The sequence below is a fragment of the Actinospineispora acaciae DSM 45401 genome (assembly GCF_000620785.1).
In the GTDB taxonomy this organism is placed as follows: domain Bacteria; phylum Actinomycetota; class Actinomycetes; order Mycobacteriales; family Pseudonocardiaceae; genus Pseudonocardia; species Pseudonocardia acaciae.
The window spans coordinates 35655-55574 of the sequence record NZ_JIAI01000017.1; the positions used below are offsets into that span (position 1 = coordinate 35655).

At 70.3% G+C, this 19920-nt stretch carries 20 protein-coding genes and 1 tRNA gene; 5 read left to right on the top strand and 16 right to left on the bottom strand.

Annotation, left to right across the window (positions count from 1 at the left end; translation table 11 throughout):
- Positions 1-3 precede the first annotated feature (3 nt).
- From N912_RS0141940 to N912_RS0141950, 3 genes are read right to left on the bottom strand one after another with little or no spacing between them, the layout of a single operon-like run.
- Positions 4-1143: a mandelate racemase/muconate lactonizing enzyme family protein gene (locus N912_RS0141940; protein WP_028927147.1), complete on the bottom strand. Its 1140-nt coding sequence runs from the start codon at positions 1141-1143 to the stop codon at positions 4-6.
- Entirely contained in the window at positions 1140-2756 is a 1617-nt protein-coding gene (locus tag N912_RS0141945) for an N-acyl-D-amino-acid deacylase family protein (protein WP_028927148.1), read from the bottom strand. Before N912_RS0141945 ends, N912_RS0141940 begins: the two co-directional genes overlap by 4 nt.
- 6 nt (positions 2757-2762) lie before the next feature.
- Entirely contained in the window at positions 2763-4019 is a 1257-nt protein-coding gene (locus N912_RS0141950) for an MFS transporter (RefSeq protein WP_245645831.1), read from the bottom strand.
- A gap of 299 nt (positions 4020-4318) precedes the next feature.
- Here N912_RS0141950 and N912_RS0141955 point away from each other — a divergent pair, with 299 nt between their 5' ends.
- On the top strand, positions 4319-4951 hold the full coding sequence (locus N912_RS0141955; protein ID WP_245645833.1) for a GntR family transcriptional regulator: 633 nt from the start codon (positions 4319-4321) through the stop codon (positions 4949-4951).
- Positions 4952-5080: 129 nt separating this feature from the next.
- Here the strand turns inward: N912_RS0141955 and N912_RS0141960 are convergent, their stop codons facing one another.
- From N912_RS0141960 to N912_RS0141975, 4 genes are all read right to left on the bottom strand, one after another.
- Positions 5081-5824, bottom strand: coding sequence for a DUF899 domain-containing protein (locus N912_RS0141960; protein WP_028927151.1), 744 nt, complete (start codon positions 5822-5824; stop codon positions 5081-5083).
- A 62-nt stretch (positions 5825-5886) separates the two neighbouring features.
- On the bottom strand, positions 5887-6867 hold the full coding sequence (locus tag N912_RS0141965; protein WP_084211793.1) for a sigma-70 family RNA polymerase sigma factor: 981 nt from the start codon (positions 6865-6867) through the stop codon (positions 5887-5889).
- Positions 6868-6895: 28 nt separating this feature from the next.
- Entirely contained in the window at positions 6896-8068 is a 1173-nt protein-coding gene (locus tag N912_RS0141970) for an RNA polymerase sigma factor (RefSeq protein ID WP_028927153.1), read from the bottom strand.
- An 82-nt stretch (positions 8069-8150) separates the two neighbouring features.
- Positions 8151-8480 (bottom strand): YciI family protein, encoded by a 330-nt coding sequence (locus N912_RS0141975; protein ID WP_028927154.1) that lies wholly within the window; start codon positions 8478-8480, stop codon positions 8151-8153.
- A gap of 78 nt (positions 8481-8558) precedes the next feature.
- Between N912_RS0141975 and N912_RS0141980 the strand changes: the two genes are divergently transcribed.
- Positions 8559-8969 carry an ester cyclase gene (locus N912_RS0141980; RefSeq protein ID WP_028927155.1) on the top strand — a complete coding sequence of 137 codons (411 nt, stop codon included), beginning with the start codon at positions 8559-8561 and terminating at the stop codon, positions 8967-8969.
- A 15-nt stretch (positions 8970-8984) separates the two neighbouring features.
- Here N912_RS0141980 and N912_RS64775 read toward each other — a convergent pair whose 3' ends face one another.
- Positions 8985-10580 (bottom strand): RNA polymerase sigma factor, encoded by a 1596-nt coding sequence (locus tag N912_RS64775; RefSeq protein ID WP_028927156.1) that lies wholly within the window; start codon positions 10578-10580, stop codon positions 8985-8987.
- Between the two features lie 211 nt (positions 10581-10791).
- Here N912_RS64775 and N912_RS0141990 point away from each other — a divergent pair, with 211 nt between their 5' ends.
- Positions 10792-11955: an adenylate/guanylate cyclase domain-containing protein gene (locus N912_RS0141990; RefSeq protein ID WP_028927157.1), complete on the top strand. Its 1164-nt coding sequence runs from the start codon at positions 10792-10794 to the stop codon at positions 11953-11955.
- A 57-nt stretch (positions 11956-12012) separates the two neighbouring features.
- Here N912_RS0141990 and N912_RS62860 read toward each other — a convergent pair whose 3' ends face one another.
- A complete protein-coding gene (locus N912_RS62860; protein WP_342670898.1) occupies positions 12013-12222 on the bottom strand; it encodes a DUF397 domain-containing protein in 210 nt (69 codons plus the stop codon).
- Position 12223: 1 nt separating this feature from the next.
- On the bottom strand, positions 12224-13102 hold the full coding sequence (locus N912_RS0141995) for a DUF5753 domain-containing protein (protein ID WP_028927158.1): 879 nt from the start codon (positions 13100-13102) through the stop codon (positions 12224-12226).
- A 452-nt stretch (positions 13103-13554) separates the two neighbouring features.
- Between N912_RS0141995 and N912_RS64160 the strand changes: the two genes are divergently transcribed.
- Positions 13555-13845 (top strand): hypothetical protein, encoded by a 291-nt coding sequence (locus tag N912_RS64160; protein WP_156994352.1) that lies wholly within the window; start codon positions 13555-13557, stop codon positions 13843-13845.
- 17 nt (positions 13846-13862) lie between these two features.
- Here N912_RS64160 and N912_RS0142005 read toward each other — a convergent pair whose 3' ends face one another.
- Both N912_RS0142005 and N912_RS0142010 read right to left on the bottom strand, forming a co-directional pair.
- Positions 13863-14303: a MarR family winged helix-turn-helix transcriptional regulator gene (locus N912_RS0142005; RefSeq protein ID WP_028927159.1), complete on the bottom strand. Its 441-nt coding sequence runs from the start codon at positions 14301-14303 to the stop codon at positions 13863-13865.
- A 17-nt stretch (positions 14304-14320) separates the two neighbouring features.
- Positions 14321-14938 (bottom strand): aminoglycoside phosphotransferase family protein, encoded by a 618-nt coding sequence (locus tag N912_RS0142010; protein ID WP_028927160.1) that lies wholly within the window; start codon positions 14936-14938, stop codon positions 14321-14323.
- Between the two features lie 244 nt (positions 14939-15182).
- Between N912_RS0142010 and N912_RS58035 the strand changes: the two genes are divergently transcribed.
- Positions 15183-16532 (top strand): MFS transporter, encoded by a 1350-nt coding sequence (locus N912_RS58035; protein ID WP_051581546.1) that lies wholly within the window; start codon positions 15183-15185, stop codon positions 16530-16532.
- A 136-nt stretch (positions 16533-16668) separates the two neighbouring features.
- Here the strand turns inward: N912_RS58035 and N912_RS67155 are convergent, their stop codons facing one another.
- The 4 genes from N912_RS67155 to N912_RS0142035 all read right to left on the bottom strand — a co-directional run bounded on the left by N912_RS67155 (position 16669) and on the right by N912_RS0142035 (position 19841).
- Positions 16669-17904, bottom strand: coding sequence for a caspase family protein (locus N912_RS67155; protein WP_084211765.1), 1236 nt, complete (start codon positions 17902-17904; stop codon positions 16669-16671).
- A 6-nt stretch (positions 17905-17910) separates the two neighbouring features.
- On the bottom strand, positions 17911-18312 hold the full coding sequence (locus N912_RS61235) for an effector-associated constant component EACC1 (protein WP_051581547.1): 402 nt from the start codon (positions 18310-18312) through the stop codon (positions 17911-17913).
- Between the two features lie 242 nt (positions 18313-18554).
- A tRNA-Thr gene (locus N912_RS0142030) sits at positions 18555-18631 on the bottom strand.
- Between the two features lie 52 nt (positions 18632-18683).
- Positions 18684-19841: a DNA polymerase III subunit delta' gene (locus N912_RS0142035; protein ID WP_028927162.1), complete on the bottom strand. Its 1158-nt coding sequence runs from the start codon at positions 19839-19841 to the stop codon at positions 18684-18686.
- Positions 19842-19920 lie beyond the last annotated feature (79 nt).

Genomic DNA, 19920 nt, shown 5'->3' on the forward strand with positions numbered 1-19920 from the left:
TGCCTAACTTTCGGACAGCAGCTCGTCCGGGTCGCAGTAGCGCGCCAGCCGCCCCGGGTCGAGGTCGACGCCCAGCCCTGGCCGGTCCGGGATGGGGAGCATGCCGTCGGCGTCCAGCGTCCAGCGCTCGGTGGTGATGTCGTCGATGTAGGGCGAGCCGGCCAGGTACTCGACCAGGTCGGTGTCCGGGAGCGCGGACGCGAGCTGCAGGTCGGAGGCCAGGCCGAGCGCGGTGTTCCAGCCGTGCGGGATGAGGCGAACCCCGTGGTCGTGCGCGGACCAGCCGATGCGCCGCTGCTCGCTCAGCCCGCCGACCTTGGTCACGTCCGGCTGCACCACGTCGAACGCGCCGGCCTCGATCCACGGGAAGAAGCTCTGCCGCCGGGTGAGGACCTCGCCGCCGGCGATCGGCACCGGCGCCGCCCGCCGCAGCGCCACGAAGTCGTCCAGCGCGTCCGGCCGCAGCGGCTCCTCGAACCAGGCGACGCCGTAGCGGCCGAGCATCTCCGCCGTGCGCAGCGCCCACTTGTACCCGTTGCGCCAGCCGCCGTCACTCGCGCCCGCGTCCACCATCAGCAGCGCGTCCGGGCCGACCGCCTCCCGCGCCGCCGCGACCACCCGCTCGTCCAGCGCGTCGCTGACCCGCCCGAAGCTGCCCCAGCCGATCTTGAACGCGGTCCAGTCCCGGCCGGCCAGCCCGCGCAGCGTGTCCGCCAGCTGCTCCGGCGGCGTGATCAGCAGCGAGGCGTACGGCCGCACCCGGTCCCGGTACCGCCCGCCGAGCAGCCGTCCGACCGGCTGGCCGGTGGCCTTGCCCAGGATGTCCCACAGCGCCATGTCGATGCCGCTGATGGTGTGCGTGACCGAGCCGCCGCGCCCCAACCAGAACGTCGTGCCGTGCAGCCGTTCCGACACCCGCTCCGGCTCCAGCGCGTTCTGGCCGATCAGCACCGGGCGCAGCACGTCCAGCGCCGCCCGCACCAGTGCCTCGCTGGTGAACACGCTGCCGAACCCGACGACGCCGGCGTCGGTGTGCACGGCGACCAGCGTGTGCACCACGTCGTCGGGCGCCAGCTCGTCGGACCAGCCGCCCTCCGGCGTGGCGCCTCGCAGGCCGCTGGCTCGTACCGCACGAATCTTCACTCTGTCCTCCCGGGCCTCAGGTGGCGCCCGGCGCGGGCACCCGTGTGCTCGCCCCGGTCCACCACCGGTTGTCCGTTCACCACGACATGGGGCACGCCGGCCGGGTAGTCCTCCGGCACCGCGAACGTGTCCAGGGCGGCCAGCGCGGCGGTGTCCAGCACCGCGAGGTCGGCGAACGCACCCTCGGCGAGCACGCCGCGCCCGGCCAGCCCGAAGTGCTCCGCGACCATGCCCGTCATCTTGTACACCGCGTCGGCCAGGGTCAGGGTCCGCCGGCGCAGCACGTGGTGCGCCAGGTAGTGCAGGTGGCCCCGGAAGAACAGCGGGTGGCGGGTGCGGGCGGCCAGCGGGCCGTCCAGCCGGCTGGTGTAGCCGTCCACGCCCAGGCAGAACAGCGGGTGCGCGATGGCCGCCGCCACGTGGTCGTCGTCGAACAGCCGGCCCATGAGCTGCACGCCGAACATGTTCGGCCCGGCCGCGCGCAGTATGTCGAAATAGCAGTCCCACTCGTCGCGGCCGAGCCGCCGCGCGATCTCGGGGAACGACAGGCCCTCCAGCTCGGGCGTTGCCGGGCTGGTGGCCAGCGTGACCCGGTGCCACTCGCCACGGTGGATGAAGCGCCAGTAGCGGTCGCAGTCGGCCCGCAGCGCCGTGCGGACCTGTCGGTCGGCGAGCAGCTCGGCGGCGTGTGCCGGGCCGTCGGCCAGCAGCCAGGCGGGCAGGATGCCGGTCGCCATGCCGAGGCCGTCGGGGTACGGGGTCATGTCGGCCAGCACGTCGAGCCCTTGGGAGCGTTCGCTGTGCAGCCGCTCGACGGCGTCGTCCCAGGCCCCGGGCGCGGCGCCGGTGTTGGAGCGGACGTTGAGGTGGGACAGCTGGGCGGTCAGGCCGTGCCCGCGGGCGATCCGGAAGAACTCGTCGACGGACTCGCCGAGCCGGGCGTCGCGGTTGCGGATGTGGCTGGCGTAGCGCGCGCCGCGCCGGCCCAGCACCGAGGCGAGGTCGAGCAGCTCGTCGGTGCCGGCCTCGCGCCCGGAGCCGTACTCCAGGCCGGTCGACATGCCGGCGGCGCCGGCGTCCAGCGCCTCGTCCAGCAGCCGGCGCATGGCCTCGGCCTGACCGGCGGTGACGGTGTCGCCGCGGACGCCGGCCGCGTTGCGCAGCGCGGTGTGCCCGACGAACCAGTACAGGTTCTGCGCGGTGCCTTGACCGCCGTGCACGTGGTCGAGGTAGTCACCGAACGAGCGCCAGCCGACCTCGCCGTCGTAGCCGAACGCCCGCAGTGCGGCTCGCGCCTCGGCCACGCCGTGATCGTCGCCGGCGAGCGGGGCGTAGGTGACCCCGCAGTTCCCGACCACCTCGGTGGTGACGCCCTGACGGATCGTGCTCTGTGCCTTCCGGTTGCCCAGAATGGACCAGTCACTGTGGCTGTGCGGATCGATGAACCCCGGTGTCACCGTCAAACCGGACGCATCGATCCGTCTCGCCGCCTCGTGCTGTGCATTCGGGCGGATCAGCGCGATCCGGTCTGCTGCGACGCCGACGTCGGCGTGGAAGGGCTCGCGGCCGGTGCCGTCGACCACCGTGCCGTTCGTGATGAGCAGGTCAAGCATCCGGTGTCACCTCAGCTCCTCGGCGTGCCGGTCGCGGGTGACCAGCAGCAGCGCCAGCGAGACCAGCGCGCCGAACGTCAGGTAGTACGCCGGCGCGACGGCGGTGCCGATCCTGGTCGCCAGGAAGGTGTTCACGAACGGCGCGGTGCCGCCGAACAGCGCGATGCTCAGGTTGTACGCGCTGGAGAACGCCGAGCTGCGCACCCTGGTCGGGAACAGCTCGGTGTACATCGCGGCGGACGGGCCCGAGACCGTCGCGTACAGCGCGACGAACAGCACCTGGCCGAGGAGTACGCCGACGAAGCCCGAGGTGGTGACCAGCAGGAAGATCGGGATGGTGGCGACGACGAAGACCGCGACCGCGCCGACCATCAGCGGCTTGCGCCCGAACCGGTCCGACGCGGCCCCGGCCAGCACGATCAGCGGGACCTCGATCGCCAGCGCGATGACGTTCGTGGTGAGCGCGTCGGCCAGCGGCAGCCCGGTGACCCCGGACAGGAACGCCGGGAAGCTGGTGGCCGTGTACCCGTAGAGGGTCAGGCCGAACACGATGCCGAACAGCAGCAGCCAGTTCCGCCGGGTGTCGGTGTTCGTCGGATCGTCGTCAGGTTCGTGGGCCGGTTCGTGCGCCGCGCGCAGCCGCAGGAACGCCGGCGACTCGTCCAGCCGTAGGCGCACGAACAGCCCGATCGCGGCCACCACGCCGCCGGCGAAGAACGGGATCCGCCAGGCCCAGGCATCCACCACGGCGTCGGGGACCACGTGCACGATCAGCGCCGCGACGCCCGTGCCGAGCAGGAACCCGGCCACGGTGGCCGCCTGCAGGATGCCGCCGAACAGGCCACGGCGGCCGGTCCGCGCGTGCTCGAGCAGGAACGTGGCACCGCCCGTCCACTCCGCTCCTACCGCGAGCCCTTGTGCCATTCGGAGTGCGACCAGCAGCGCGGGCGCCAGCATGCCGACACTGGCGTAGGTCGGCAGCAGCCCGATGAGCAGGCTCGCCGCCCCGACGACGACCATCGTGATGGCGAGCATGCCTCTGCGGCCGGCCCGGTCGCCGAGCCGGCCGAACACGATCGCGCCCAGCGGCCGGCACACGAACCCGACCGCGTAGGTGGCCAGCGCGATCAGCAGCGACGTGGTCGGCGTGCTCGCCGGGAAGAACAGCCGGCCGATCACCACCGCCAGCGCGGCGTAGATCGCGAAGTCGTACCACTCCAGCACCGTGCCGAGCACCGCCGCCACCACAACCTTGGCGGGCACTCCGGTCGCTGGCGCGGCGCTTTCTGCGTGGTCGCGTGGATCTCGGTGCGGGTCGCGCTGTGTTGTCGCCTCACTCGCCGGCGAGGCTTGATGGGCGCTCTGCGCGTGGTCGCCCTGTTGACGGTGCGGGTCGCGCCGCATTGCGCCCTCCCCGGTTTTCGCTCGCTCCTTGGTCGACCAGACCGTAGGCGAGTAGATGGCAGATGGTCAACCATCTGCCAAGTGCGGCCCGGATGCGCTACTGTCGGCGCGCGGGGCAGAGGATCGGGAGGGCTCAGGGAGTGATCGCGTCGGCACCGGTGGGGGCGGTTCCCGAATCTCGGCGTGACTGGCTGTTGCGGTGGCTGCGGGCGGCGATCGCCGGCGGTGAGCTCAAGCCCGGTGACCGCCTGGTCGAGCGGGACATCTCGGCGCGCTCCGGCGTGAGCCGGGGTCCGGTGCGTGAAGCGATCATGCTCCTGGAGCAGGAGGGCCTGGTCGTCACGCATCCGTACCGGGGCGCCGAGGTGGCCCGGGTGTCGCAGCGCGAGGTGCGCGAGGTGCTCGTCCCGATGCGGCTGATCATCGAGCGGTTCGCGTTCCGCGAGGTGGGCGCCGCGCCCGAGCGGGACCTGCTGGACCGGCTCGCCACCCTGGTCGCCCAGATGCGGACGGCGGCGGACGGCGCCCAGGCCGAGCGGCTCGCCGACCTGGACGTCGAGTTCCACGAGGCCGTGATCAAATCCGCTGGCCACCCGCAGACGCTGCAGATCTGGCGGACCATCCAGCCCAGGGTGCGCGCCTACTTCGTGCGCGACGCCCCCGCCCACGCCAGGCCGGACGAGATCCCCGAGCAGCACCAGGGGCTGCTGGACGTGCTCCGGTCCGCCGACCTGGCGGCCATCGACGCCGCCGTGGTGGCCCACATCGAGGCGTACCTCGACCCCAGCTAGCCGCTCGGCGTGTGCTGGCGACATTGGCTCGCTCGCAAGCTCGCTCACCTGAGGTCGGTCGCTGCGCTCCCTCTCTGACGCCCGACTCGGTGTGCCAGGACGCCCGACTCGCGGGCGGAGGGGGCGCGCCTACGTGGCGTACCGGTCGTGGCGGCGGAGCCAGTGGCCGGCGGGGCCGTCGGCGCGGCCGGTGGGGCGCTCCCAGTCCTCCTGCCGGCCCAGCGCGGTGAGGTCCAGCCAGTTGTAGACGCCGAGCAGGGCGTCCGCGCCACGGGCGTACGTGGTGTAAGTGTGGAAGACCCGGTCGCCGTCGCGCAGGAACGCGCTCTGCCCGGGCACCTCCATCGACCAGTCGTCGCCCGCCGGCATGACGGCGGCGAGCCGCTCGGGGGCCATGAAGTTGTACTCGACCGGGGCCACGGCGGGGGCCAGCGTGGTGTGGAAGTCGTAGTTGAAGTCGCTGCCGTGCGAGGAGTACCAGGGGAACGTCCAGCCCATCCGCTCGCGGTAGGCAAGCAGCTTGGGCAGCGGTGCGCGCGATACGGCGGCGAATGAGGTGTCCCGGGCGTGCAGGTGGGCCAGATGGGGCAGGCCGTCCATGTTCAGCGAGCACGACGGGCAGCCCTCGTCCCAGCTCGGGTCGAACATGAAGTGCATGACCAGCAGCTGCCGGCGGCCCTCGAACAGATCCAGCAGGCCGGCCCTGCCGTCCGGCCCTTCGAACACGTAGTCCTTGTCGACCTCGACCATGGGCAACCGGCGCCGCCGCGCGTTGACCTCGTCGCGGTGGCGGGTCAGGGCCTTCTCCTCGGCCAGCAGCTCCTCACGGGCGGCCAGCCACTCCTCGCGGGTGACCACGTCGGGCAGGTTCATTCGTGCGCTCCTTGTCTCGGGGGACCGTGTCCTGAGGTGAAGAGTCGGCACGAGCGCCGAACTCATCGCTCGGACGCATGAAGTTCCGGCAGCCCGTAGAAGCGGTGCAGCTCCGGGTCGAGGAACGCCGAGATCGCGCTGATCCGCCCGTCGCGCAGGCTGAGCACATTGATCCCGCCGAGCACGAACCGCCCGTCGGCCTGGCCCTGGTAGCAGGCGAACGCCGGCTGCCCGTTCGCGCCGATGGGCACCAGCCGCCACGGGGTGGCGAACATGCTGGTGAACGCGAACGCGCCGATGTCCTCGCGGCCGGCGAACCAGGCCGGGAACGGCGGCATGGTGAATCGGGCGTCCTCGGTCAGCAGCGCCAGCAGGGCCGGCACGTCCCGCCGCTCGAAGGCCGCCACGAACGCCTCCACCAGCTCGCGGCGGCCGTCCGCGCCGAGGGCGGCCAGCTCGGCCTGCTGGCTGGTGGCCGGGACCCGCTCGTCGACGGCCTTGCGGGCCCGCTGCAGCGCGCTGTTCACCGACGCGGTGGTGGTGTCCAGGATGTCCGCGACCTCGGCGGCGGAGAACGCCAGCACCTCGCGCAGGATCAGGACCGCGCGCTGGGTGCCGGGCAGGTGCTGCAGTGCCGCCACGAATGCCAGCTCGACGCTCTCCCGCCGCTGGTAGCTGGCCTCCGGGTCGTCGTCCGGCCACGGCTCCAGCCAGACCGGCTCGGTCATGAACTCGCCGAGGTCGTCGGTGCCGCCCCGGGGCGGGCCGTGATCGGGCGAGACCATCCGGGGCGGCCGGCGGGCGATCATCCGCAGGCAGGCGTTCGTGGTCACCGTGTACAGCCACCCGCGCAGCGAGGCGCGGCCCTCGAACCCGGCCAGCCCGCGCCAGGCCCCGAGCAGCGCCTCCTGCAGTGCGTCCTCGGCGTCCTGCACCGAGCCGAGCATCCGGTAGCAGTGCGCGTACAGCTCGCGCCGGTGCGCCCCGACCAGCCGCTCGAACGCCGCCGAGTCGCCCCGGCGCGCCGCCTCCACGTCGTCCATCGCCCCATCCTCCGGCCGGCGCGTCACGTCACTCGGCCGTCTCCGCGATGCGGGCGGTGAGGAACGCGCGCTCCGCCTCGTTGTCGGTCAGTTCGAGCGCCCGGCGGAAGGCCTCGTTCGCCTCCCGGGGCCGGTCCAGCCGGCGCAGCAGGTCGGCCTTGATCGCGGGCAGGTACCGGTAGCCGTCCAGCCGTTTGTCGTGCTCCAGGGCCTGTACCTCGCGCAGCGCGTCGGCGGCGCCGGCGACCATGGCCACCGCCACCGCGCGGTTGAGCGCCACCACCGGCGACGGCCACACCTTCATCAGCTCGTCGTAGAGCGCGAGCACCTGCGGCCAGTCGGTGTCCGCGTACGTCGGCGCCATGGCGTGCAGGGCCGCGATGGCCGCCTGCAGCCCGAACCGCCCGGCGTTGCCGCCGCGCAGCGCGGCCACCACCAGCCGGTCGCCCTCCTCGATGGCCGCCCGGTCCCAGGCGGACCTGTCCTGCTCCTCGAGCAGCAGCAGCCGCCCGTCCGAGTCGGTGCGGGTGGCCCGGCGGGCCTGGTTGACCAGCAGCAGCGCCAGCAGCCCGGCGACCTCGCGCTGGCCGGGCAGCAGCTCGCGCAGCATCCGGGCCAGATCGAGGGCGCGCTCGGACAGGTCGGCGCGGGTCAGGGTGGCCCCGGACGGCGCGGTGTGGCCGGTGGTGAACAGCAGGTGGACGACGGTGAGCACGGCGTCCACGCGGTCGGGCAGCTCGCCGGCGTCGGGCATCCGGAACGGGATGCCGGCAGCGACGATCTTCTTCTTCGCCCTGGTGATCCGCGCCGCCATGGTCGCCTCCGGGACCAGGAACGCGCGCGCCACGTCCGGCGTGCTCACCCCGCAGACCAGCCGCAGCGTGAGCGCCACCTGCGCCTCGGCGGACAGTGCGGGGTGGCAGCACAGGAAGACCAGCCGCAGCGGGTCGTCGCGCGCCACCGGGTTTTGTGCCTGCTCGGTGGCCTCCGGCTCGACGAGCAGGTGCAGCTTGGACCGCATCGTCCGGGCCCGGCGCAGCGCGTCCAGGGCGTTGCGCCTGGCGGCGGTGGTCAGCCACGCGCCGGGCCTGGCCGGAACGCCGTCGCGGGCCCAGGCGTCGAGCGCGGCGAGGTAGGCGTCCTGCACGCACTCCTCGGCCAGGTCCAGGTCGCGGGTGACCCGCACCGTCGCGGCGAGCACGGCCGCCCACTCCCGGCGGTGCGCGTCGGCGACGGCCGAGGCTGCGTCAGGCCCCGCGTCGGACCCCGCGTCAGACCCCGCTTCAGACACTGTGGAACAGCGGCCGCACCTCGACCCCGCCGTCCATGACCGGGATCAGCTTCCCGATGGCCACCGCCTGGTCCATGTCCCTGGCCTCCACCACGAAGAACCCGGCGAGCACCTCCTTGCTCTCCAGGAACGGCCCATCGGTGACCATTCCGTCCTTGCTGATCGACCTGGTCGCGGCCACCGGCTCCGGCGCCTGGTCGTTGATGATCTTCGCGCCCATCGCCTCGATCTGCTCGGGCACGCGCGCGCAGGCCGCCGCGATCTCGGGCGGGACCGGCTCGGTCCGTTCCCTCTCGTACAGCAAGATCACGTATCTGGGCATCGTCGGTCCTGTTCGTCGTGCCGGCGGGTGTTCGCCTCACCAGCCAACCATCGCGCGCGCCGTGCTATCCAAGGGGGCATGGACGCGTCTCGGCATCACGAGCTGCAGGTCGGCCGGTTCTACGACGAGATCTGGAACCGCCCGGACACCACGGTGATCCCGGAGGTCCTCGCGCCGGACGTCACGTTCCGGGGTTCGCTCGGTGACGTTCGGACGGGGCATGCCGAGTTCGCGGACTACGTCCGGACGGTCACCGGGGCGCTGGCCGACTACCGGTGCGACATCGTCTCGCTCGTCGCCTCGGGCGACCAGGTGGCCGCCCGGATGATGTTCTCCGGCGTGCACCGAGCGCCGTTCCTGGGCTTTGCGCCGACCGGGCGGCGGGTGTCCTGGGCCGGCGCCGCGTTCTTCACGTTCGGCGGCGGGCTGGTCGGTGACCTGTGGGTGCTCGGTGACCTGCACGGACTGCGCGGGCAGCTCGAAGCGTGACGCGGCCCGGGCTGGTTACCGGCCGTGCCCGCCGCCGCCCTTCCCGCCGCCAGACTTCCCGCCGCCGCCAGACTTACCGCCGCCAGACTTGTGGCCGCCGCCCGACCCGCCGCCCGACCCCTTCGAACGGCCGCCGCCACCGCCGTTGCCGTGCGCCTTGGAGCCCCCTCCACCGCGCGCCTTCGAACCTCCGCCACCGGAGTGCCCCCGCGACTGACCGCCGCCGTTGTTGCCGCGCGCCCGCGTCTGACCGCCGTTGTCGCCGCGCGTCCTGGACTGGCCGTCGTTGTTGCCGCGCGCCCGCGTCCGCCCGTCGCTGTCGCCGCGCGTCCCGGACCGGCCGTCGTCGCGCGCCCGAGACCGGTCGTCGTCGCCGCTCCCGGCGCGTTCCGGTGCCCCGTCCCCGTCGGCGCGAGGTGTCGTTGTGCCGCTGCCCTGGGTGCCGCTGCCCTGGGTGCCGCTGCCCTGGGTGCCGCTGCCCTGGGTGCCGCTGCCCTGGCCGGGTTGAGGCTCGGGCTGGCGCTCCGGCGGCGCGGACGGCTGCGCGGGCGGTGGCGTATCGGTGTGCAGGGCGGTGAGCGCCGGTGCGTGGTCTCGATCCGACCCGCCGCCAGACCCGCCAGACCCGCCCGATCCGCCAGCCCCGGACCCGCCGTCCGACCGACTGACCCGCTCGTCCGCGGTGTCCCGCACCGACCGGTTCGTGCCGGCTCCCGGATCGCCCTCGGCGAGCGTCCGCTCGCTCGGCTGCGCCCCCGGCTCCGGCGGCGCGCCCGGTACCGGCGGCGCTCCGGGGATGGCCGGCGTGCCCACCCGCCCGCGATCGGGCTGCGGCGGCGGCAGCACCGTTCCCGGCCCACCCGCCTGCGGCGGCAGACTCGTAGGCGCATGCTGGGTCACCGCGAGCGCCGCGCCGAGGCCGCTGATCGAGACCACCGCGGCGGTCGCCGTCGCGACCTTGGCCCGTTGCCGAATGGCCTGCCGGAACACCTGCTCGGTCGCCCGCCTGTCGGTCCGGTACGACAGCGCGTGCGCGAGGTTGGCCAAGGCTGGATCCGCCCAGGCCTGCACCGCGCGAGCCCCCGCACCACCCCCGGGCAGATCCGGCTCGTCCGGGGCGATCGCCGCCATCCGCCGCGCCAGCGCCAGGTGCGCATCGTCCAGCCGAGCGGCGACGGTGTCCGCCGGCAGGTGCTCCTCCCGCGCGATCTGCTCGCCGGTGAGCCCGGCGACGTGATACAGCGCCAGCATTGTCCTCGGGGCCTCGGGCAGCTCGCCCATCGCGCGGAACAGCGGCCGGGCCGGTGGCGCGATCCACTCGGCCTCGTCGCCGGCCGGCGCCGCGTGCGCGGCCCTCCGCGTCGGCGGCGTCACCCGCATGGCCCGCCGCCGGGTCCATGCCACCGCGTCCGGCAGCGACCGGACGGCCCGCCAGCGCATCCAGGCATCGGTGAAGGCCCGCTGGGCGGCCCGGTGCGCGTGCGCCCGGTCGCCGTGCAACGCGTGCAGCAGCGCCACCAACCCGGCGTAGTTGTCATCGTGGAAGCGCGCGAACTCGGCCTTCCTGGCCGCTCGCGGCCGCCGGGCCCGAACCGCGCTGAATGGGTCCATCCTCAACCCCTCGACTTGCTTCTCGCCCGCGTCGCCGTCGCCGTGGTGCTGGTCATCGGGTCATGGGGAACATCGCGACGCGGGTGGCCCCCCTCACCCGTTCCGCATTCAACCATCACATCGAGTGAACGCGCGGATACGAAGAAGCTCATTCTCGGCCGTGAACCGTCTCGGCGCCACTTCTGTCGGCGGTCGCGGGCACACTGTCGACATGGATCCGCGGCTGGCTCAGGTCGTCGAGAGCCTCTCGGGCGGCAAGGGCCGGGTCTGCTACGTGCTCGACGCGGACTACCGGCTGGCCTGGGTGTCGCGGGAGCTGCGCGGGTTCATCGGGTCCGACGACGACGCCGAGCTCGGGATGGGCGAGCACATCCTGGTCGCGTGGAGCCGGCAGGCGTGGCGGACGGCGGTGACCCCGAGCAGCCTGCGCCGCCTGTCCCGCGAGGCCACGACGCTGCGGCCGACGCCCGAGGAGCTGCCGCCGGAGGCGCGCCAGTTGCTTCCGCCCGAGCTCATGGACGTCCTCGGCACCGTCGAACCGGCCGAGCTGGAACCGGTGCGCTGCGGCACCATCGACTACGTACAACCCGGCCTGCCGACCTACCCGGTCGACTACGTGACGGTGAGCCTGCGCGACGAGCGCGGGGAGCTGTTCGGGACCGTCGCGCTGATGTACCTCGGGCTGCGCCCCAGCCTGATCGCCCTGCTCGGCCGGGGTGACGAGGCGATGTACGAACGGATGGCGCGCGTCATGCAGCCCGAGCGCAGGGGCACCGCGATCCTGTTCGCCGACCTGCAGGCGTCCGGCGAGCTCTCCCGGACGCTGCCCACGGCCACCTACTTCACCCTGATCCGCGAGCTGACCAGCACGTTCGACACCCTGATCGCCGAGAACGGCGGCATCGTCGGCAAGCACGCCGGCGACGGCTGGACCGGGTTCGTGCTCGCGGACGACGCCGGCGGCCCGTCCGCCGCGGTGGCCGGCTGTATGGAGGTCGCGCACCGCCTGCGGGCCTACGCCGCCGACCGGGCCGGCGCCGCGCTGAACCTCCCGCACGGCGCCTCGCTCGACGTCAACGCCGGCGTGCACTGGGGGCCGAGCGTCTACCTCGGCCAGCTCGTGCCGGGCAGCCGCCTGGAGATCACCGCGCTCGGCGATGAGGTGAACGAATGCGCCCGAATACAGCAGTCCGCCCGAAACGGTGACCTACTGGCCAGCAAGCAGGCGGTGGAGCTGCTGGACGCCTCCACCGCGCTCCGGCTCGGCCTCGACCCGGCCCGGCTGACGTACGCGCCGCTGGCCACCATGGACACCGCTACCGAGAAGGCGCGCAGGGACGCCGGAACCGTCGCGGTCGCGGCGATCACGTTGTGAGCTGTGAACTGGGAGAAATAGCTAGGGCCTCCGCGGTGGCAGAGGCCCTTGCATCAGTCAGAGTCCGGGTCGAGGCGAGGGTATCTCCATCCCGAAGTCGAACTCACCGGCTTTGGCGCCGGCTACAAACGCAGCCCATTCGCATTTGTCGAACACATGCGCGGGCTTGGTGGGATCTTTTGAGTCGCGCACGAAGACCGTACCGTCGGGGAGCGATGCAACTTCGACACACTCCGCCTGCGAAAAGCTGCTCTTGCCATACACCACGTCATACCTCCCTCCTGAGTTCTTGAGCGATGTTATCAATGAAACGCAGCGTGGAGGCCGGGTCGAGGGCCCGTGCCCGGAGTTCTTCCAGCAGCGTCCAATAAGGTTGGACCTGGTCGCCTTCGACGTACGAGTCGGTGACGTAACCTTCGATATTTACAATGTCCGAGTCGATGTCGCGTCGAAACGTGAAGTATGTGAACGAGCCTTCGGCGTGGGCTTGGTGCGGCCCGGCGGAGAAGGGCAGGACCCGGAGTGTCACGTTGGGTTCGTTGCCAGCGGAAACCAGCTGTTCTAGCTGGTCAAGCATGATCGCCTGGGAATCGGCCTGCCTGCGGAGCGCGGCTTCGTCGATGATCATGTCGAGGCTTGCCGGGTATTGCTCTCTGGTCAGAACCTCTTGCCTCTGGAGTACCACGCTGACTAACGTGTCGATCTCCGCGGCCGTCCTGGTCGGGTGGAGCGCGGTGAGCAGCGCCCGCGCGTAGTCCGCGGTTTGGAGCAACGTAGGTACGAAGTGGATCACAAAACCGTTGATTTTACTTGCCGCGATCTCGTACTGCATATAATGCTCGGTGATGGGCGGAACGCCGCTGGATGTCTGCTGCCACCAGGGCTCCTCCCGCCCTTCCTTGGCCCACTGGCGCATTCGCTTTCCGAGCTCGGTGTCGACCTGGCCGTAATATCTCAGCAGGTCTCGGACATCGCGTTCTTGCGCGGCGGAGTGGCCCTTTTCCAGCCGACTGAGCTTGCTGGTGGAAATGAGCAGGTCGTGAGCGACCTCGGAGAGGTTCTTGTCGCGCTCGCGGCGCAGCCGGCGAAGCTCCGTGCCGAACCGTCGCCGAGGGATCACCGGGCCAAGGCCCTGGCTGCTGGGCATCGAGCTCCTTACCTCCCGCCGACCGTCGCCCCGCCCCCACCTGGTGATCGAGAAGCACCCGAGGCGCCCAACGAGCCAAGCAAGCGGCGGTTACGACCACAGAATCCCGCCGAGCGATTCTAGTACGGAATCCTCGCCTGGGTTCCCGACATGGGATTGCAGACGGAGATTTCGTCGCTTACGCTACCAGTGACGGTGCCCTGCGCGGCGCCGGGGTGCGGCGGCACAAGCCCCGTGAGGCTCCGGGGGTGGTGGGCCGACCGGTGATCTCCCGGAAGGGGGGTGGTCACATGAGATAGCGAACCGCCGCTGGGCTCAGCTCCGCGTCATGTGTCCGGCCGCCTCGGCCCACACATGAGCAGGCACCCCCAAGATCGTTGCCGCGATCGGAGGTGCCTGCCACGACAACGAACTCCCTCAGGTAGCGCCACACTGCCCGTCTGGAGCCCGCAATGCGTATCGTAGACGTACTTCGCTCAAGTTCGGAACTTTACTCAACAACCGATATTGCAGCGCCCGCCGACGCCGCCTCGAGCGGCCAGAACGCCGTCGCCATCGTCATCATTCTGGTGGCCGTCGTCGCACTGGCCGTGGCCACGACGGCCGGACGCATGCTGGCGGTCGCCATCGCGGCCGCGATCAAGGCCGTCATCGAGCTGGTCGCCACCCTGGCCCGCCTGGCCGGCATGAGCGCGGTGACCGTCGTCCTGATCGCCGTCCTGCTGTACGGGATGCTCCAGTAACACCCGCTCGGCCCGGCTCACCGTCCGCTCCGTTCGGTGGCCGGGCCGCCCGACGTCACGGCCTCGAGCAGCTCGACCAGCGTGGCCCGCTGCCCATCCGTGAGCGGCGCAAAAAGGTCCTCCGCGGCCCGCAGCCGTTGCTCCCGCAGCTCCCTGCGCACGGCGACACCATGATCGGTGAGGTCGAGCAGGACGGCTCGCCGGTTGTCCGGGTCGCTGCGCCGGCGGACCAGGTTCGCCTTCTCCAACGCGTCGACCAGCGGCGTCACCGCGCGCGGCACCACACCGAGCCGCCGCGCCAGCTCCGCCATCCGAGGTGGCGCCTGCCCCCGAGCGATCACCCCGAGCACCCTGGCCTGCGCCGGCGTGACCCCGAACGGCGCGAACCGCTCCGCCTCCATGGCGCGCATCCGCGCCCCCACCCGCAGGAACAGCTCCGCCAGCTCGTCCGTGCGCACCCGCCCGACCGTATCCGCTAAGCCCGAGCGGGCTCGACGAGCAGCTCGGCGAGTCGGTCCGCGAACTCGATGACCCCCCGCAACCGCGCCCCACCCCGCGCCACCCGAAACCCGCGCCGCCGCCCCCGGAACGCCGCCTGGACGGCATGCACCTGCGCCCACCGCCGAACCCGCTCACGATCGAGCTCCGCCGCCTCGGCAAAGACGTCGAGCATGCGATGAACGGCCCCGCCCAGGTCGTCCGCCCGAAGCAACGCCAGCGCCCGCGACTTGAACAACGCGCCGCCGTCGTACGCGGGATCCCCGGCCAGCCCCTTCGGATCGACGGCCAGCCACGGCTCACGATCGGCCCGCAGAATGTTCCCGGCGTGCAGGTCGCCGTGGATCAACGTGTCCGGCTCGTGCGCGTTCGCCGGATGCGGAAACGACACCTTCACCACGCCCGCGCCCCCATCCGCCCGCCGCACCGGCACGATCACCCCCACACCCCCGTGCATCACCTCCCCGTCCGGCACACACCCCCACCGCCCCAACAGCCCGTCCAAGATCCCGGGCAACTCCGTAACCCAGTCCGCCCCCGCCCGCCCCTCCCGCTCAACCGTGCTCCGCGCAAACGCCTCCGGCACCCCAACCACGCCGGCACCCTACGTGCCCGGCTACCTCGGACGGCTTCGACAACCACGAGGCTTGGGGTTCGTGTGTCAAAAGATGCCCACGGGTTCGATCGACGCCGGGCGCTGAAAAGGATCAAAGCACACTCCGTCGGACAGGCTACCCAGTTGAGCACTGGTCGTCGTAGCATGCCCGGATCGGTTTCTCCGATCGCGCACGTGGACCAGAGAGGTGTCTAGTGTGAAATCACTAGCAGAAGTGCGTCAGATGAGGGAGGAATGGTCACCGGAGGGACGTAAGGCCACTCTTGGCGCCTTTCTTGGGCTAACGATCGACTTTTACGACATTTATCTGCCGGTCGTTGCCCTTACTCCGGCGATCGCTCTGTTCATCCCGACCGGCCTGCCGCCCACGACGAAGGTGACCATCAGCTTCATGGTCCTCGCGGTGACCTTTCTCGGCCGGCCGGTCGGCGCCTTCATCTTCGGCCACCTGGGCGACGTGCTCGGGCGCAAACGGACGACGATGATCGCGGTCGCGGGGTTCGGGGTGATGACCGGCCTGATCGGAGTGCTTCCCGGCTACGCTTCGTGGGGGATGGCGGCGCCCGTCCTGCTGCTTGCCCTCCGTTTCGTCGGTGGCATCTTCATGGGTGGGGAGTACACCAGCGCAAACCCGCTCGCGCTGGAGACCGCTCCCAAGCGGCTGCGCGGCCTGATCGGCGGTGTCATTCAGTCGGCGTACCCGGTCGGATACATCGCGGTCTCCGCCACGGTCGCCATTATTCTCACCATGCTGCCGTCCGACACGCTCGAATCTCCCTACGTTCAGTACGGCTGGCGGATCCCATTCTTCGTGGGCGCCGGGCTCGCGTTTCTGTTCCTCTTCTACTACTGGTTCGTGGCCGAGTCGGAGATCTGGAAGAGCACGCGGAGCAAGGAGCCGGTCAATGCACCGCTGCGCGAGCTCTTCTCCGGCCAGAACTTCCGCAACTTGTCCCAGGTCTTCCTCCTGATGCTCGGCCTGTGGTTGGGGGTGCAGACCGCCATCTCACTGCCGCCCACCCTGATGCAGACCTACTTCAAGCTGCCGGCCGGGCCGGTAACCGACGGATTCTTGGTCGGGTATGCGTTTCTCTTCTTCGGCTTCATCGCGATGGCCCTGCTCGGCCAGGCCTTCGGGCGCCGACGGATGCTGATCCTGTCCGGTGTGTGGACCTTCAGCGTCGGCACGGTGTGCTACTGGTTGATGCTCGAGAACATTCGTGCGGGCGGCGCGTTCGCCGCCACGGTGGCGCTACTCACGATCACGCTCCTGCTCACCGTTGCGCCGTGGGGAATTGTCACGACCTACATCAGTGAGCGGTTCCAGACGGGGATTCGATCCTCCGGGTATGGGATCGGGTACAGCCTCGCCGTCATTCCGACCGCGTTCTCCAGCTTCTACCTCAGCGGGCTCAGCCATTTCATGCCTTACTACCTGGGGCCGCTCGTGTTGATGGTGCTTGCCGGAGTCCTGGTCGTCGTCGGTGCGTGGATCGGACCGGAGACCCGAGATGTGGACATGGCGACGATGACACTGGTGCCGGAACCAGAACGGGGGACCTCCGCCGTCTGAACAACGAGGGGTGCCCGCCCCGAACAACCGCTACCTGTTCGGCATCGCCGCCGCCCAGAACTCCCAGGTAGAGATCATCGACACCGTCTCCGTCGACGTGGCGTGCGTTTCATTACGCGGAGCGATCGTCCTCGCGTCACGACTCGTGTTGGGCGGCACTAGGCTTCTCGGTAGGTGCTTGAGGGCGTTTCCGGCGGCGCCATGCTCCCAACAGGAGTTTGGTAGATGCGAATGCGATGCTAGTCAGTAGAACTAATGTGATGATTGCACTGGCGAGGGTTCCATCTTTCTGGTATGTGCCTTGAAAGATCAGAACTAGCCCTGTGGCGATCAACGCCGAACAAGATAACAGGACTGAGCCGAGCGCCGCCATCCAGGCCCATCTCACAATAGTGCGGAAGTGTGATTCCAACTGGCCGAGAAGCATCGCGCGTTGATCTAGCTGAGTTGAAGGAATGCCCGGATTCGGGTCCTGTGATGTACCGAGGAAAGCGCTCGATCGAGATCCATCGGGTTCCAGCGGTCGGAGGTTTCCAGAATCGCTGACCCCCACGGCAGGTGCTGGACCCTCCCCGCGGGGTGGCTGAGTGTTGGTCCGTATCCGTATCGCTCGGGGGCTCGGCGTAATAGTCTTGGTGAACTGTCGGCGTAAGACCAGATCACCGCTCGTGTCGTCGGCCCTGCTCATCGGGCGAGGCAGGCCTCGTCGAGCCAAATTGATGCGCAACATCCTTGTTATCGCGTCGAGCGTGAGTGTAGTTCCAGGAGGGGGCTGTGTGGACAATATCGAAATCAACTCACCGGTAAAGGCGGTATATCGTTCACCCGGCACCGAACGGGAGATCTGGTTGGCCTCGCTCGAAGTGATTATGTAGGTCCCGCTGATCCGAATCTGCTGAAAGACCGCGGAGTCTGTTGACATTGCACCGATCGCTCTGCCGGAGAAGCAGCAGTCCAGGATGAGAACTCGAATGGCGGCGGGGCTGTCTTCGATAGTTTGTCGTATCCATGAGAACGGGACCGCCGTGCCTTCTAGCTGATACAGATCAGGGTCTGTCTCACGAACGGTCAGCTGAAGATCACCGTTGCGGTCGAGCACGCCGTGGCCGGCATAGTACAGGAGCAGGACGTCCTCGGCGGTTTCGGCGGCACGCCCGAGGCGTCGCATGAAGCTTCGCGGCGAATCCGGACTGTCCACCACCGTGCAGTTTGCATGTGTGAACACACCGCTGGCTGGGTCGCACAGTACCTTCTCCAGGCCGGAGAGGTTGCCTCGGACGGCCGGGAGGTTTGAGAACTTTTCGTTGTGCTCGTAGTCGCTCGTGCCAATCAGTACCGCCCGCGAAAGTCGCGTTACTGGGATTCTGATCACTGTATGCTACTCGTCGGTCGCGAGAAAGTTGAGAACCTTGTCGACCACGGCGTCCGGATCATGCACCGCGGCGAGGTCCAGGGTCGTTTCTGTCCCATCAGGTCTCTTGAGCTGTATGCGGACAGATGTCCCGACCTGGCGCTGCGAGAGCCATGTGAACAGCGAGCGAACGAAGATCGTTGCGGCCCCTCCGCTGCCTAGGGCTATGGCGACAGCGTCCAGTGCTCCGCCCATGTCGCCAGGTTCGATTGAGTGTTCGGTGAGTCGGACCCGGCCGCGCAACTCACTTTCAGAACGCAACCACTGCGCCAGTGAGCGCAGCCCATGTGGTGCGTCGTCAAGTCTGACATGCGCGACGCCCCGCTCCATGACATCCTCCTGTGCGCCAAAGTCGCCACGGTCGAGCACGATCTCCTAGCAATCGGTTCGCGCCGGGCCGATGCTCCGTTACCCGCGGTCTATTAGAGACCGAGCGTCACACGTAGGGAGAGCGTCGAGCCGTCGGGCGGGCCTAGAAGTGTACTGGTCCTGGGGCTCGGTCAGCCAGCCGTTGAACCTTCGTGGTTCAACGGCCGTCGCTGCCTTGGTTAAGACACGCTCGAATCTGTCGGCGCAGGCAGAGATGCCGGCGTTGGGTGCCCGGTTGAGGGTGGAGCCGCCTGAGGGAGTCGAACCCTCGACCTACGCATTACGAGTGCGTCGCTCTGACCGACTGAGCTAAGGCGGCGTGGTGCTCCGACAGTCTATCGGGCGGGTCGCGCGGGGGTGCGGGCGGCGGGTCAGCCGTGGTGGAGGACGGTGAGCATGGCTTCTACGGCTATGCGGGGTTTGACGTTGAGGTCGATGGCGTCTCGGCAGGCCAGGACGGCTTCCAGGCGGCGGAGGGTGGACTCGGGGGTCCAGGTGGCGGCGGCTTGGTGGGCGTCCTGGGAGCGGTCGGGGTGGGTTGGGGGGACGGGGGCGGCGAAGCGGGCGGCCAGGACGTCGCGGTAGAAGCCGGCGAGGTCGACCAGGGCGCGGTCCAGGGCGTCGCGTTGGTTGCGGGTGGAGCGGGAGCGTTGGCGGCGTTCGAGTTCGCGTTCGGCGGCTTTGGCGCCTCGTTGGGCGGAGGCGACGCCTTTGCCGGTGCCGCCGGCGCCCATGGCGGTGGCCAGCGCCTCGCGTTCGGCGGCGTCGCGGGTGCCGGCGATGGCGGCGGCCTCGGCTTCGGCGGAGCCGATCAGGGTGTCGGCGGCCTGGAAGACCTCGGTGTAGCCGTGCAGGGACAGCGGGAGGGAGAGGGCCTGGTCGCGGCGGGTGCGGGCTTCCGGGTCGCGGGCCAGGCGGCGGGCTCGGCCCACGTGGCCGCCGCAGACGGAGGCCGCCCAGGTCGCGGTGTCGGGGTCGATGCCGTCGCGGTTGGTGAGGACGTCGGCTATGGCGGGGGCGGGGGGAGTGCGGAGTGGCACCAGGCGGCAGCGGGAGCGGATGGTGACGGGCACGTCGTCGGGGTGGTCGGAGGGGGCGCAGAGCAGGAAGACCGTGCGGTCGGAGGGTTCTTCCACCGCTTTGAGCAGGGCGTTGGCGGCGCCTTCGGTGAGGCGGTCGGCGTCGGCGATGATGACGATCTGCCAGTTGCCGGTGCTCGGCCAGCGGGCGGCGATCTGGACGAGCGCGCGCATCTCGGACACCGAGATGGACAGGCCTTCGGGGACCACCTCGCGGACGTCGGAGTGGGTGCCCGCGAGCACGGTGCGGCAGGCCTGGCAGTGTCCGCAGCCGCCGTTCTCGCACTGCAGGGCCGCCGCGAAGGCTCGGGCGGCCACCGAGCGGCCGGATCCGGGTGGGCCGGTGAACAGCCAGGCGTGCGTCATCGCCCTCGGGTCCTCGGCGGCCGCCGAGAGGACGGCTATCGCCTTGTCCTGGCCGACCAGGTCGGCCCATACGCCGTCTGCCACGACACCATCATGCCGTCCGGGCCGTGCGCGCAGCGAACCGGCGTCCGGCGGGACGTGGCGAAAAGAAGGGCGTCGAACC